The sequence below is a fragment of the Sphingomonas sp. genome (genome assembly GCF_050725575.1).
Lineage (GTDB): Bacteria > Pseudomonadota > Alphaproteobacteria > Sphingomonadales > Sphingomonadaceae > Sphingomonas.
On record NZ_JBOHHW010000012.1, the window covers coordinates 41,212 to 55,670 of the forward strand.

11 protein-coding genes and 1 pseudogene are annotated in these 14,459 nt (G+C 64.1%); 9 read left to right on the top strand and 3 right to left on the bottom strand.

Annotated features, from left to right (window positions below; translation table 11 throughout):
• The first annotated feature begins 26 nt into the window (after positions 1–26).
• The 5 genes and pseudogenes from ACRECS_RS10495 (at position 27) to ACRECS_RS10515 (ending at position 3,142) form a co-directional block, all read left to right on the top strand.
• A complete protein-coding gene (locus ACRECS_RS10495; protein WP_431582913.1) occupies positions 27–767 on the top strand; it encodes an SDR family oxidoreductase in 741 nt (246 codons plus the stop codon).
• Positions 768–780: 13 nt separating this feature from the next.
• The gene (locus ACRECS_RS10500; protein ID WP_431582914.1) at positions 781–1,446 is read left to right on the top strand and encodes an EthD domain-containing protein; all 666 of its coding nucleotides are present in this window, start codon (positions 781–783) and stop codon (positions 1,444–1,446) included.
• 82 nt (positions 1,447–1,528) lie between these two features.
• Positions 1,529–2,146: an NADPH-dependent FMN reductase gene (locus ACRECS_RS10505; RefSeq protein ID WP_431582915.1), complete on the top strand. Its 618-nt coding sequence runs from the start codon at positions 1,529–1,531 to the stop codon at positions 2,144–2,146.
• A 26-nt stretch (positions 2,147–2,172) separates the two neighbouring features.
• Positions 2,173–2,362: pseudogene (locus tag ACRECS_RS10510) on the top strand (acyl-CoA dehydrogenase family protein); the annotation flags it as partial.
• Positions 2,363–2,374: 12 nt separating this feature from the next.
• Entirely contained in the window at positions 2,375–3,142 is a 768-nt protein-coding gene (locus ACRECS_RS10515; RefSeq protein ID WP_431582916.1) for an SDR family NAD(P)-dependent oxidoreductase, read from the top strand.
• Between the two features lie 55 nt (positions 3,143–3,197).
• Here ACRECS_RS10515 and ACRECS_RS10520 read toward each other — a convergent pair whose 3' ends face one another.
• Positions 3,198–3,845 (bottom strand): DsbA family oxidoreductase, encoded by a 648-nt coding sequence (locus tag ACRECS_RS10520; RefSeq protein ID WP_431582917.1) that lies wholly within the window; start codon positions 3,843–3,845, stop codon positions 3,198–3,200.
• 192 nt (positions 3,846–4,037) lie between these two features.
• On the opposite strand from ACRECS_RS10520, the gene ACRECS_RS10525 reads away from it, so the two are divergent.
• Together ACRECS_RS10525 and ACRECS_RS10530 are read left to right on the top strand one after the other, a co-directional pair.
• Complete coding sequence (locus tag ACRECS_RS10525; RefSeq protein WP_431582918.1) at positions 4,038–4,574, top strand: LemA family protein; 537 nt, start codon at positions 4,038–4,040, stop codon at positions 4,572–4,574.
• A 5-nt stretch (positions 4,575–4,579) separates the two neighbouring features.
• Positions 4,580–6,538 carry a DUF2207 domain-containing protein gene (locus ACRECS_RS10530; protein ID WP_431582919.1) on the top strand — a complete coding sequence of 653 codons (1,959 nt, stop codon included), beginning with the start codon at positions 4,580–4,582 and terminating at the stop codon, positions 6,536–6,538.
• A 7-nt stretch (positions 6,539–6,545) separates the two neighbouring features.
• On the opposite strand, the gene ACRECS_RS10535 is transcribed toward ACRECS_RS10530, so the two are convergent.
• On the bottom strand, positions 6,546–7,985 hold the full coding sequence (locus tag ACRECS_RS10535) for a tetratricopeptide repeat protein (RefSeq protein WP_431582920.1): 1,440 nt from the start codon (positions 7,983–7,985) through the stop codon (positions 6,546–6,548).
• 443 nt (positions 7,986–8,428) lie between these two features.
• Positions 8,429–9,784, bottom strand: coding sequence for a methyl-accepting chemotaxis protein (locus tag ACRECS_RS10540; protein WP_431582921.1), 1,356 nt, complete (start codon positions 9,782–9,784; stop codon positions 8,429–8,431).
• A 174-nt stretch (positions 9,785–9,958) separates the two neighbouring features.
• On the opposite strand from ACRECS_RS10540, the gene ACRECS_RS10545 reads away from it, so the two are divergent.
• Together ACRECS_RS10545 and ACRECS_RS10550 are read left to right on the top strand one after the other, a co-directional pair.
• Positions 9,959–10,852: an ABC transporter ATP-binding protein gene (locus ACRECS_RS10545; RefSeq protein ID WP_431582922.1), complete on the top strand. Its 894-nt coding sequence runs from the start codon at positions 9,959–9,961 to the stop codon at positions 10,850–10,852.
• Positions 10,853–10,866: 14 nt separating this feature from the next.
• Complete coding sequence (locus ACRECS_RS10550) at positions 10,867–14,457, top strand: M1 family aminopeptidase (RefSeq protein ID WP_431582923.1); 3,591 nt, start codon at positions 10,867–10,869, stop codon at positions 14,455–14,457.
• Positions 14,458–14,459 lie beyond the last annotated feature (2 nt).

The window sequence follows — 14,459 nt, forward strand, 5'->3', positions numbered from 1 at the left end:
TCTGGCCGAAAATCAGGGGGGGATCGATGGGCATCATCGCCGGCAAGACCGTGATCATCACCGGCGCGAGCAGCGGGATCGGCGAGGCGACCGCGATCCGGCTGGCCGAAAGCGGCGCCGCGGTGGCGCTGGCGGCGCGGCGCACCGATCGGCTCGACACGCTCGTCGCGGCGATCGAGTCGCGCGGCGGCAAGGCGATGGCGGTAGCGACCGACGTGACCCGGCGTGCGGACCTCGACGCGCTTGTCACCCACGCCGTCGCCCGCTTCGGCACGGTCGATGTCCTGGTCAACAATGCCGGCATCATGCCGCTGTCGCGGCTCGACCTGCTCGATGTGGACGGCTGGGACCGCACGATCGACACCAATATCAAAGGCGTCCTCTATGCCATCGCCGCGGTGTTGCCGGGCATGAAGGCGCAGCGCAGCGGGCATATCATCTCGATCTCGTCGGTCGCCGGGCACCGCATCAACGGCGGGTCGGCGGTCTATGCCGCGACCAAGCACGCGGTGCGCGTCATCTCCGAAGCTCTGCGCCAGGAAGTCACCGCCGACGGCATCCGCACCACGATCATCTCGCCCGGCGCAACCCAGACCGAATTGTTCGACAAGCTCACTGATCCCGCCGCGCAACGCCGCCTGGCCAGCGCCGCCGAGATCGCACTGCCCGCCGATACGGTCGCACGCGCCATCGCCTATGCGATCGGTGAACCCGCCGAGGTCGATATCAACGAAATCCTGATCCGCCCCCAGGCGCAGGAAAGCTGAACGCGAGGCACAGATGCACAAGCTGATACGATTGCTCAAGCGCCCGGGCGGGCTCGACCCAACCACGTTCGCGGCCAAGTGGCTGGCCGACGCGCAGGCGCATGCGCAGGAGATTCCGGGGCTGGTGGGCTATGTGCAAAATCACTGCCTGCCCGGCGCCTATCGCAAGATGGAGCCGATCTTCGATGGCTATTCCGAGGAATATTACGCCACACCAGAAGAACGCGATGCGCGCGGCACACCGGCAGGGTCGCCGATCGCGATGGAGTGCAAGGCACGCTGTGTCACGCTGCCGGTGACGGTGGCGGTGCTGCAACCCGGCGATGTGCCCGAAGGGGCGATCAAGAGCATCGAACTGATCCGCCGCCGGCCCGATGTCTCGCAGGCGGATTTCGATCTTTACTGGCTCGAACGGCATGGCCCGCTGGCGCGCGCGATTCCGTTCCTGCGCTATGAGCAGAATCATCTGACGCCGGCCGCCGCGGCAGCACCGGCGATCCCGTTCCACGGCGCCGCCATTACCTGGTTCGAGACGACCGACGATATGCGCTCAGCCGCTCGGATCGAGGCGTATCGGCGGACCCGTGCCGACGAGATCAACTTTCTCGAAGGCCCGTCCCCGTTGTTGCTCGCCACCTCGCGCGTGGTGTTGCGCAGCGATCATACGCCGGGTTTCTGACCCTGAGCTGCGGCCGCAAGCGTTGACAATCCGGCGGGTTGCGTAGAAACCAATCACTGTTTGAATAATAGGCGAGTGCGTCATGAACGATGACAGGCCCTTGATCGTTGGAATCGGCGGGACGACCGGCGGACCCTCATCGACTGAATCCGCGCTGCGCATCGCTCTCGCCGCTGCAGAGGCTGCCGGGGCACGGACCATGCTCTTCGACGGCGCGGCGCTGGCATTGCTGCCGCATTACAATCCCAAGTCGCCGGCCCGCACGGCCGAGGAGCGCGCGCTGGTCGAGGCTGTCCGCGCCGCGGCCGGGCTGATTGTCGCCAGCCCCGGCTATCACGGCAATGTCTCGGGCCTGGTGAAGAACGCGCTCGACCTGCTTGAGGATACGGCGCGAGATACTTGCCGCCCCTATCTGAGTGATATGCCGGTCGGGCTGATCGCCACTGCCTATGGCTGGCAGGCGACCGGCAGCACAATCGCTGCGCTCCGCTCGATCGCCCATGCCTTCCGCGGCTGGCCGACACCATTCGCCGCCGCGATCAACAGCCGCGAGACCAAATGCGACGCCGACGGGGCCAGCGCGCCCGAGATCGTCGAGCAGCTTTCGATGGTCGGGCGGCAAGTCGTCGATTTCGCTCTGCGCCACCAGATGGCGCCGTTGCACGAGACCCCAACACTTCGCTTCGCCACCACCGGCTGACTTATGCAGGATAGGACCCTGCAGCCGCACTGTTCCACGTCGCCGATCACTGCGTGCAAGGTGATGGGCAGCACCGACGTGTCGGGCGACACGATCGTCAAACAGATCTTCCGTGAGGTGCGCGCCTTCCGCATCTATGACGGCCTGACCGAGGAGCGTAAATGGAGCCTCGCCAAAAAGATCAAGCGCGATGCTCAGGCGTCGCAAGGCAGATAGGAGTCGGTGACCATGGACAGGCTTGCGGGGCGCGTCGCGCTGGTAACCGGGGCGTCTTCGGGGCTCGGCGCACGCTTTGCGCAGGTCCTCGCCAGTGCCGGTGCGCGGGTGGTGGTCGGCGCGCGGCGCACGGCGCAGCTCGCCGATCTCGTTCAGGCGATCGAGGACAAGGGCGGCGCGGCGCTCGCCGTGCCAATGGACGTGACCGACGAAGCATCGGTGATCGCCGCCTATGATGCGGCCGAGACGCGCTTCGGCGCCGTCGACACGGTGATCGCCAATGCCGGGATGAACGTGGCGGGCCCTGCGCTTGAGGTCGATGCCGATGCGATCGACGCCGTGATGGCGGTCAATGTGCGCGGCGTGTTCCTGACCGTGCGTGAGGGTGCGCGGCGGATGATCGCAGCCGGCTCGCCGGATAATGGACGCGGGCGCATCGTCATCATCTCGTCGATCACCGCGACGGCGATCTCGCCCGGCCTCGCGCTCTATGCCGCATCGAAAGCCGCGTCGCTGCAGCTTGGCCGCACCCTGGCGCGCGACTGGGTGCGCCAGGGCATCAACGTCAACATCTTATGCCCGGGCTATATCGAGACGAATCTCAACGCCGACTGGTTTCAAACCGAGGGCGGCGCGCGCCAGATCGCCAAATGGCCGCGTCGCCGCCTGATGAACCAGGACGCACTCGACAGCGCCCTGCTTTATCTCTCATCGGACGACAGCGCGCATATGACCGGCTCGGTGATGACGATCGACGACGGCCAGTCGCTTTCGGGCTAGAGTTTGATCCGGCTGCGCCGAAAGCCGGTGCCGGCTTGCTGAATCAAACGCTGGATCAGGCTTCGGCCGCGATCTCGCGAATGGCGTGTTCGAACGCTTCGGCTGGCTGGCCACCTGAAATCAAATAGCGGTCATTGACGATCACCGCGGGCACGGCGGAAATGCCGCGCCCCTGCCACAGGCGCTCGGCATCGCGCACCTCCTGCGCATAGCGGCCCGAGGCGAGCACCTCGCGCGCCGCCACCGGGTCGAGCCCGGCGCGCTCGGCCGCCTCGACCAGCACGTCATGGTCGCCGGGATTCCGCCCATGCGTGAAATAGGCTTCGAACAGGCCATTCTTCAGCGCCGCCTGGCGCCCTTCCAGCCCGGCCCAGTGCAGCAGGCGATGCGCGTCGAACGTGTTGTAGATCCGGCTCTGGTCGGTGCCCGCCATGGTGAAGCCCAGTGCCGCGGCACGGGCGCGGATCGCCTCGCGATTGGCAGCCGACTGTTCGGGTGTCGAGCCGTATTTCTCCGCGACATGCTCGACGATATTCTGCCCCTCGGGCGGCATCGCCGGATTGAGCTCGAATGGCTGAAAGCTGATCTCCGCCGTCACCACGTCGGATGCGTTGGCCAATGCCTGTTCGAGCCCGCGCAGGCCGATGATGCACCAGGGGCAGGAGACGTCCGAAACGAAATCGATCTTCATTGGCTTGGTCATGTCGGGCACCGCTAGTGAGGAGGTACGGCCGATATAGGGATGGATCGCGCGATGTCAGCGCACCGTGGCCAAATTCGCCAACGGCCATGTCCGGCCTTCTCAAAGCCGGCGTCAGCCCGCATGGTAGGCCATCCTGGTCTGCATAGGAAAACGAACCCGATGAATATTGCCCTATGGTTACCGATTATCATCGTGGCCCTCGCGCTCATCGGCGTCGTGCTGATCTATAACCGGCTGGTTCGTGCCCGTGCGCTGGTGCGCGAAGGATGGAGCGGCATCAGCGTGCAATTGCGCCGCCGTGCCGATCTCGTCCCCAATCTGGTGAATACGGTCGCCGGCTATGCCGACCACGAGCGCGGCCTGCTTGACGAAGTCACCGCCCGGCGCAGCGAAGCGACCCAGGCGGCCAACCCCGGCGATGCCGCCCGCGCGGACAGCGCACTCGGCGGCGTGCTCGGCCGGCTGATGGTCGTGGCGGAGGCCTATCCCGAGCTGAAGGCAGATGCGAATTTCCGCCAGCTGCAGGATGAACTTTCGGAAATAGAGAGCGAATTGCAGGGTGCGCGGCGCTATTACAACGCCACCGTCCGCGACCTGAACACGCGGATCGCTTCTTTTCCCGACTTGCTGGTGGCGCGCCCGCTCGGCTTTCGCGAGGAAGCGTTCTTCGAGGATAACGACCCCGCGATCGCGACCGCCCCTGCGGTTCATTTCGACTGGAAAAGCTGATCGTCATGCGAGGATTGCCGAGGCTGCTCGCCGCGCTGGCGTTGCTCGTCGCTGTCCCTGCCGGGGCGCAGGAACGCATCACCAGCTTCGTCAGCGACGTGCAGGTCGGGGCCGACGGCACACTCGACGTGGTCGAGACGATCCACATCGTCGCCGCGGGCGACCAGATCAAACGCGGCATCCGGCGCGACTTCCCCACCAGCTATCGCAACGGGATCGGGCGGAACATCGTGGTCGGCTTCGAAATGGTCTCGGTGGCGCGCGACGGGCATCCCGAACCCTATAAGCTGATGGGGATGGCTAATGGCCGGCGGGTGCAGATCGGCGATGCCGACACGCTGCTGCCGTCGGGCGAGCATGTCTATCGCATTCAGTATCGCACCACGCGCCAGATCGGCTTCTACCGCGATTTCGACGAGCTTTACTGGAACGCCACCGGCACCGGCTGGGCCTTCCCGATCGAGCAGGCGGAGGCGCGGATCACGCTGCCCGCCGCGGTGCCGTTCGGCAAGCGCGCCGTCTATACTGGCGAGCAGGGCGCAACCGCGCAGGATGCGGCGGTCGTGGACGAACAGCCGGGGCGGATCGTCTTCCGCACGACACAGCCGCTTGGTCAATATGAAGGCCTCACCATCGCTGTCGCATGGCGCAAGGGGGTGGTGGCGCAACCGAGCACCGCGACCCGGCTTGGCTGGGCATTGCGCGAAAATGGCGCGATGCTGCTGGCGATTGTCGGGCTGCTCGGGATTCTCGCCTATCTCGCGCTCACCTGGTGGCGGGTGAAGCGCAATCCGGACCCTCGCCCGGTCGTCCCGCTCTTTTCCCCGCCGGACGATCTTTCGGCCGCGGCACTACGCCTGATCTGGCGGATGGACTTCGACAACCGCGCCTTTTCCGCCGCGATCGTCGATGTCGCCGTGCGCGGCTGGCTGCGCATCGTCGAGGCGCCGGGTAGCTGGGGCAAGCCGTCCCGGACGCTGGAAGAGACCGCGGGAAGCACGCCCCTGCCGGCCGCCGAGCAGAAGATGTTCGGGCAATTGTTCAAGGGCCGCCGGACGACGATCGAACTGACCCAGGATAATTACGAATCGCTATCGGACGCCCGTGCTGCGCTAGGTGACGGCCTGGATCGCAGCCTGGGTGAGGATCGCTATTTTTCCGATGCCGCAAAGAAGAGCTTCCTGGGCTGGACATTGTTCGGCGGCCTGTTCCTGCTCGTGGCGCTGTTCGTGGCGCTGGTCGATACGTCGAACCCGCTGCTGACCATTTTCGGCGTTGTCGGTGGGCTCGTCGCCGGGCTGGTCGCGCTGCGCTTGCTCAGCTGGGCGCGCAAGAAGACCCGCGCGCGTAAAGGCGGTTGGCGCATCCTTTCATGGATCGCAACGGTCTTGATCTGGATGACGGTGCCCATGTTCGCCGTCGCGCTGATCGCCATCGCAGTGACGAGCTATAACCCCTTGGCCCTGATCCTGCCGCTAATCGCGATTCCGTTCATCGCGGTCACGCAATCGCGGCTGCGCGCACCGACCGCCGAAGGATGGCCGATGCGCGACCGGATACTTGGCTTTCGCCATTATCTGTCGGTGACCGAGGAGGAGCGGCTGGAAGCACTCAATCCGCCGGAAAAGACCGCGGCATTGTTCGAACGCTATCTGCCCTATGCGATCGCGCTGGAGGTGGAGAATCGCTGGGCGAAGCGCTTTACCGGGGTGCTGGCGGCCGCCGCGGCAGACGGCACGACGACGCCATCGGTCAGCTGGTACAGCGGCAGCAGCGACCCCTGGAACAGCACCACCGCGTTCGTCTCGACAGTCGGCGCATCACTCTCGTCGACGATCGCTTCGGCGGCGACGTCGCCGGCGTCGTCCAGCAGCGACAGTTCGAGCGACAGCTCGTCAAGTGGCTCCTCCGGTGGCGGCTCTTCGGGCGGTGGTGGCGGCGGCGGCGGCGGCTCAGGCTGGTGACGCGAGCTTAGCGCGGGGTGACGGCGGCGAGTGCGCGGCGGGCATCAGCCTTGTCGGGCTCGATCACGAGCGCACGCCGGAAGAAGTCGGCGGCGCGGGCCAGGTCGCGCGTCACGCCCGAGCCGGCCTGATAGGCACGGCCAAGGTTGAGGCAGCCATCGGCATCTCCCAGATCGCAGGACTTGGCAAACAATAGACCCGCCTGCCCCACATCCTTCGCAACGCCGCTGCCATTCTGGGTCAGTGATCCGAGATTGCCGCACGCCGCGGCATCGTCCCGGTCGCACGCCCCGACATAGAGCGATGCTGCACGCACCGGATCCTTTGTCACGCCCAGCCCCTGATCGTAGACCACGCCAAGATTATAGCATCCGCCGGCGTCGTCACCGTCGCAGGCCTTTTCGAACAGGCGTCGTGCGCGCTTCAAATTGATCTTCGTCCCGATCCCGAGCGTATGGGCCGCGCCGAGGCTGGAACAGGCGGCGGCATTCTTCTTGTCGCACGCCATTTTGAAATAGCCGACCCCGCGTCGGACATCCTTCGCCACCCCTTCGCCCTTCACATAAGCGAGCCCAATATTGCCGCAGTCGGCCGGCCCGCCTTTCTCACAGGCTTGCGCGAACAAGGCGGCCGCGCGCTCGGCATTGCGCGTGACGCCATCGCCATTATGGTAGGCAATGCCGAGCAAGGTGCAGCCATTGGCCTCATCCATCGTGCAGGCCTGATCGAACAGCGCCGCGGCACGGAATTGATCTTTCGCGACGCCATCTCCTTCGGCAAACCTGGTCCCGAGCCGTCGGCAAACCACCGCGTCTTTGGCGCCGCACGCCTCCTCGAGTTGCTTGAGCTCCGCGACATCTTCTTCGGGGGGCGGCTGAGTCTCTTCGCCCGCGGACGCAGGCGCCTCGGCAGGCGGTGAAACGGAGTCCGCAACAAGAGCCGCCTGACCCGTCAGCGCTTCGTGCAGGGTATGTGCTTCGTCGGGCTTGTTGCCGCGTGCAATCAACGCTTCGGCAAAGGTTACCTCGTCCATCGCAAGCGGGAACAGGTCGTTCGCGACCCGATGACTTTCATCGCCACACGCGAAGCGGAACTCGGCATCGCCCAGCGTATCCGGCGGGACCGTCCGCATCGGGCCGGGGCGCGTCACCGATTGCCCGATCCCCCGCCCCTGCTCGTCGTAACGCACCATGGTGAGCAGGCCGAGCTTGCGCTTGCCGCAATCGGCGCGCATCCGGGATTTGGTCATGACCTCCGGCTCGCCGGGGCGGATGACATGCATCGTCCAATAGGTGACGATATCCTGGCGCCGCTCGATCGACCGCGCATCGACGAACAGCACCCGGCCGGGCCCGCTGTTCACATACCACCATTCGGACGCGATGGCCGGGAACGGCGCAAGCAGCGCGAGACAGGCCGCAACGCGGGCACACCAGTGATGCGACATTCATTCTCCCCTGGCATTCTCCCCTGGCCCCCGTTGGGGTGGCGTGCCCAGCCGCTATGCACATGCCGATGTCATGGCTGCAACGATAGCCAAACACGGATCATCCGCAGAAGGTCCGTGTGCGCCGCGATTCAACGCAAACGCCACTTGAGGCAGACCTTGCTGGACGGCTCTTCCTTTGCGGAATCCGGCGCGCTCTTTCTCATCGTGAAATGGATCTGGTTGGCACTGGCTGTTCCTGCGAGAACAGCCAGCTTCTTCGCTGTTAACTGGCTGTTACCTGGCTGTTATGCTGGCTGTTAGCTGGCTGTTATTCGATAACAGCCAGGCCGGACGTAAGATGCTGAAAACAAATCAGAATTCGTCCTCGGAAATCCAACTTAACAGCCAGGAAAAATTATTTTCCGCAATAACAGCCAGTTCGAGGTGCTAGAGCCGGGCAATCAGGCGGCGACCCTGGCCGCGAAATCGCCCGCGCTGCCCTTGAGATTGCTCAACCGGCCATCAAGCACATCGAACCCGCGCCCGACACCGTCGATATCCGCGGCCACGGTTTCGGTATCCTCACGGATCGCGGCGATGGTGTTCGACATGGAATCCGCGGCAAGTGCGGTTTCGTCGACCGCTGCGGTGATTGCGGTGACGGTCTGCGCTTGCGCTTCCATCGCGACGCGGATGCGGTTGGCGCTTTCCTGCACCTCGGCAACCGTCGCCTTGATGCCGGCATTGGTGTCAACGGTCGAACGGGTGGCCGACTGGATCGCCGCGATCTTGGCGGCGATATCGTCGGTGGCGCGGGCAGTCTGACTGGCCAGGGACTTCACTTCCTGCGCGACGACCGCGAAGCCCCGTCCGGCATCGCCGGCGCGCGCCGCCTCGATCGTGGCGTTCAGGGCAAGCAGATTGGTCTGCCCGGCAATGTCGCGGATCAGCGCCAGGATCGATTCGATCGACTTGGCATGATCGGACAGCGTCTCGGACATGCCGACCGCCTGCCCCGCCTGGACCGAGGCACGCATCGCAATGCCGGTCGCCGCCTCGACTTCGCTGCGCGCATCCTCGATCGCGCGGATCAGGCCGGCGGCAGTGTGCGCCGCCTCACGCATCGCGACGGCCGATTGTTCGGCCGCGGCCGCAACTTCCGATGTCTTGGTCAGCATGCCGCGCGCCGATGTGGAACTGCGCGCCGCCTGTTTGCGCAGATCGCTGCTTTCCTGTGTCGCGGACTCGACCGTTGCCGCAATCCCGTCGCGAAAACTATCGGCCAGCATGTCGCGCTGATGCCGCGCATCGAACATCGTATAGGCGCCGTAGAGCGTCGCGTAGATGTCGCATTCGAGCGAACGCAGCCGTGAAAAGACTTCGTTCATGCGCTGGCGCTCTTCCTTCGAGCAATCATGGCGGTTCGACAATATGTCGAGCGCCCTGGACGCCCCGGCACAGGTCATCGAGAGCAAGGCAGTAAGCGAAACGTCCGTGCCGAACGCGGCGGCCACGGTACGCTCGGCCGAGCGCACCCATTCGAGCTGGTCGGGGTGGCGAAATCGGTTGCGCAGATAATCGATGCCCAGTTTGATGGCGCGTTCATGATCGTGCGACACGAAGCGCTGCTGATCGCCGAAGAATCGGTGCCATTGCTCCCAATGCGTTTCGGACACCGCCCGCGCTTCGGGTTCGAGAATCTCCCAGATCGTCGCCGCGACATCGAGGTCGGCCGGGGTAAAGCCGAACAGCGACAATTTTTCGGTGATATCCAGCATCTCGCTGATGCTGCCGGGTTCGGGGAGGTGCTTGGCCATGGCGCTTCCATTCAAGATGGCCGCTTCGAACAGCGAGCGGACTTCCGACCCTTAGGAAAACGCGGTTAAGAAGAAGTTAGACGGACGGCGCACGTTCAAACGTCCAGAATGGGCAAATAAGTGCTTTAGCTTTCTAACACACGCGATAGGATACCGCGCAAAGGGAGATTCAGCGTGCTCGAACTCAACGCCGTCACTCATGTCTATCCGAACGGAACCCGCGCACTCGATAATGTGACGCTCAGCATTCCCAAAGGGATGTATGGACTGCTCGGTCCGAACGGTGCCGGCAAGTCGACGCTGATGCGCTCGGTCGCGACATTGCAGACGCCGACGTCGGGCACGATTCGCTTCGGCGAGATCGACATCGTCGCAAACCCGGAGAAACTGCGCGAGCGGCTTGGCTATCTACCACAGGATTTCGGCGTCTATCCGCGCGTCTCCGCCTACGACATGCTCGATCACATGGCGGTGCTGAAGGGCGTCGCGTCGGCACGCGAGCGCAAGGAAACGGTCGAGACCCTGCTCAACCAGGTCAATCTCTGGTCAGTGCGCAAAAAGGCTATTGCCGGCTTTTCCGGCGGCATGCGGCAACGCTTCGGCATCGCCCAGGCGCTGATCGGCAATCCCGAGCTGATCATCGTCGACGAACCAACCGCCGGCCTCGATCCGGAGGAGCGCAACCGCTTCCTCAACCTGCTGGCCGAGATCGGCGAGAATGTCGTGGTGATCCTGTCGACTCATATCGTCGACGATGTCGCCGACCTGTGCCCGCGCATGGCGGTGCTGGCGGCGGGCAGGATCCAGCTCGAAGGGGCGCCGCTCGACCTGATTGCGCAGACGCGCGGCAATGTCTGGGCGAAGACGATCGATCGGACGGCATTGGAGGAGTATCGCACCCGGCACGAGATCATTTCGACGCGCCTGTTCGGCGGCCGGACGATCATCCATATCCTGTCCGACCGCGATCCGCAGGACGGGTTCGCCCCGACCGAAGGCGGCCTGGAGGACGTCTATTTCTCGACGCTGGCCCGCACACGCCGCGTCGCCCCGCCGCTCGCCGCTTAAGGGAAGCCAGGAACATGTTCGGCAAGATCGCGCGGTTCGAGCTCCGCTATCAACTCCGCAACCCGGTTTTCTGGGTGGTCGCCATCCTGTTCTTCCTGATGACCTTCGGATCGATGACGGTCGACCAGATCCAGATCGGCAGCGGCGGCAACATCCACAAGAACGCGCCGGTCGCAATTGCGCAAACGCACATGATCCTGTCGTTGTTCTTCATGTTCGTGACGACCGCGTTCGTCGCGAATGTGATCGTCCGCGATGATGAAAGCGGCTTCGGGCCGATGGTCCGATCGACCCGGGTCAACAAGTTCGATTATCTGATGGCGCGCTTCCTTGGCGCATTCGTTGCCGCGGCGGTCGCCTTTCTCGCGGTACCGCTGGCGATCTGGATCGGGTCGCTGATGCCCTGGATCGATTCGGAAACGCTCGGGCCGAACCGCTGGGGCGACTTTCTTTACGCCTACCTGCTCTTCGCCTTGCCCAACCTGTTCATGACGTCAGCGATCTTCTTCGCCGTTGCAACCATGACCCGGTCGATGATGTACAGCTATCTCGGCGTCGTCGTTTTCCTTATCCTCTACACCGTGCTCCTCACCGTCATGGGGTCGAAACCCGAGCTGCGCGACATGTCGGGCTATATCGAGCCGTTCGGCATCGCCGCATTCCGCAACGCCACACGCTACTGGACGGCGAGCGAAGCAAACGGATCGACCCCTGCAATCACCGGCATAATGATGGTCAACCGCCTGGTTTGGTTCGCCATCGGGCTCGCGGCATTGGCGCTCGCCTATACTCGTTTCAGCTTCACTGAGCGCGGTACGTCGAAGCGGACACTGCGCAAGCAGGCGCGCAAGGACGCGAAGCTCGCCGCCACCGAACCGCTGATCGTTTCAACATTGCCGCCGGTGCGGCCCGCGGCCGCGACCTGGGCGCGCCTGTCGGCACGATGCCGGTTCGAGATGCGGCAGGTGTTCCGCAGCCCGGCCTATTTCGTGCTGGTGGTGCTCGGACTGTTCAACGCCGTGTCGGGCCTGCTTCTCTCCAACCAGATCTATGGTACGCCCGCTCGCCCACTGACCTTTGCCATCATCGACACGCTGCTCGGCGCGTTCGGGATTATCCCAATAATCATCGCAATCTATTATTCGGGTGAACTCGTCTGGCGCGACCGCGAGCGCAAGATGCATGAGATCATCGACGCGACGTCGCTTCCCAACTGGGCATATTTGCTGCCCAAGGCGCTGGCGGTCACTGGCGTGTTGCTCTCGACGGTGGTCATTTCGGTCATCGCGGCGATAGTCGTCCAGTTATTCCGTGGCCAGCACGACCTCGCCCTGGGCCACTACCTCGCCTGGTACATCGCACCGCAAGCGGTCGATCTGGCGATCACGGCGATCCTCGCTGTGTTCGTCCAGGCGCTCAGCCCGAACAAATATACTGGCTGGGCCGTCATGGTCATCTATCTCGTCGGGACCATCACGCTCAGCAATATCGGCTTCGGTCACCCGCTGTACAATTACGGCAGTGTCGGATCACAGCAATTTTCCGACATGAACGGCGCGCAGATCGGCGGCGCGCTCGGCTGGTGGCTGCGGCTCTATTGGGGCGCGTTCGCGGTGATCCTCGCGGTGTTGACGCACCTGCTCTGGCGGCGCGGCACCGAAACACGGCTGAAGCCCCGTCTCGCGCAATTGCCGCGGCGGCTGGTCGGCCCGCCGGGTGCGATCCTCGGCGGCGCGCTGGTCGTCGCAGCGGTGACGGGTGGGTTCCTCTATTATAACATGGATATCCTCAACACCTACCGTACCCAGGAAGACGGCGAGAAGCGGCTCGCGGCATTCGAGAAGAAATATCTCAAATACGAAAAACTGCTGCAGCCGTCGCTGACCGACATCACGATGAATGTCGCGCTTTATCCCGCCGAGCGGCGCGCCGAGACCAGTGGCACCTACCGCTTCGTCAACGATACCGGCGCACCGCTGCCGGCGCTGCATGTCCGCCTGACGGACGAGGATACCCGGATCGTCGCGATCGGCATTCCCGGCGCGACGCTGGCAATGGACGATGCGGACATGAAGTACCGCATCTACCGCTTCGCCACCCCGCTCGCGCCCGGCGCCACCGGCACCCTCACTTTCCGGACCGAGCGCCGACAGCGTGGCCTGCGCGCCAATGGCGACGACACCTCGCTGATCGCCAACGGTACCTTCCTCAACAACTTCAATCTCATGCCGCAGATTGGCATGAACCGCGACGGATTGCTGACCGACCGGGCCAAGCGCCGCCAATACGGCCTGACGCCCGAATTGCGCCCGGCCAAGCTCGAGGATGTCGCGGCGCAGCGCCGTAACTATGTCGGCGACGCCGATTGGGTACATGCCGACATCACCGTGTCGACCGATGCGGGTCAGGTGCCGATCGCGCCGGGTCGCAAGGTTGCGGACACGACCGTGAACGGACGGCGCACCGCGCACTTCGTATCGGGCGCACCGATCCTCGCCTTCTTCTCGATCCAGTCGGCGCGCTATGCCGAGAAATCGGAAATGGCCGACGGCGTGAAGCTGTCGGTCTTCTACGATCCCAAGCACAGCTATAACGTCGACCGCATGCTCGCCGCGATGAAGGCGTCGCTCGGCTATTACCGCGCCCATTTCGGGCCCTATCAGTTCGACTATGCGCGGATCATCGAATTCCCCGGCTATCAGACCTTCGCCCAGGCGTTCGCCGGCACGATCCCCTATTCGGAACGGATCGGCTTCATCGCCGACACCCGCAACCCCGACAAGATCGACTATGTCACCTATGTCACCGCGCATGAGCTGGGCCATCAATATTGGGCGCATCAGCTGATCAGCGCGGACATGCAGGGCGGCACCATCCTGGTCGAGACCATGGCGCAATATTCCGCGCTGATGGTGATGAAGCACATGTATGGCGAGGACAAGATCCGCCGCTTCCTGAAATATGAGCTCGACAGCTATCTGCGCGCGCGCGGGTCGGAACGGATCGAGGAATTGCCGCTCGATCGGGTCGAGAACCAGCCCTATATCCATTACCGCAAGGGGGCCGTGGTGATGTACCTGCTGCAGGATCGCCTCGGCGAGGATCGGGTCAACCACATGCTTGCCGGCCTGCTCGACAAATACCGCTTCAAGAGCCAGCCCTATGCCCGCTCGCTCGACCTGGTGAACGGCTTTCTGTCGCTGGCACGGACCCCTGCCGAGCGCGAGCTGGTGCTCGATCTGCTCGACCGCATCACCATCTACGATCTGAAGGCGACGAGCGCGACGACGCGCAAGCTGGCCGACGGCAGTTTCGAAACCGCGATCACGGTCAATGCAGCGAAATTCTATGCCAACGGCACCGGCGTCGAAAAGCCCGCAGCACTGGCCGACAGCATCGATATCGGCCTGTTCGACCAGCGTCCCGGGCTCGGCGCCTTTGCCGCGAAGGACGTGATCTCGATGACTCGCCTGCCGGTCAAATCAGGGCAGCAAGTGATCCGCGTGGTATCGAAGCGCAAACCGGCCTTTGCCGGGATTGATCCGTACAACACCTATATCGACCGCAACAGCGACGACAATCTGGTGGCGGTAACGGGAGGGTAAGT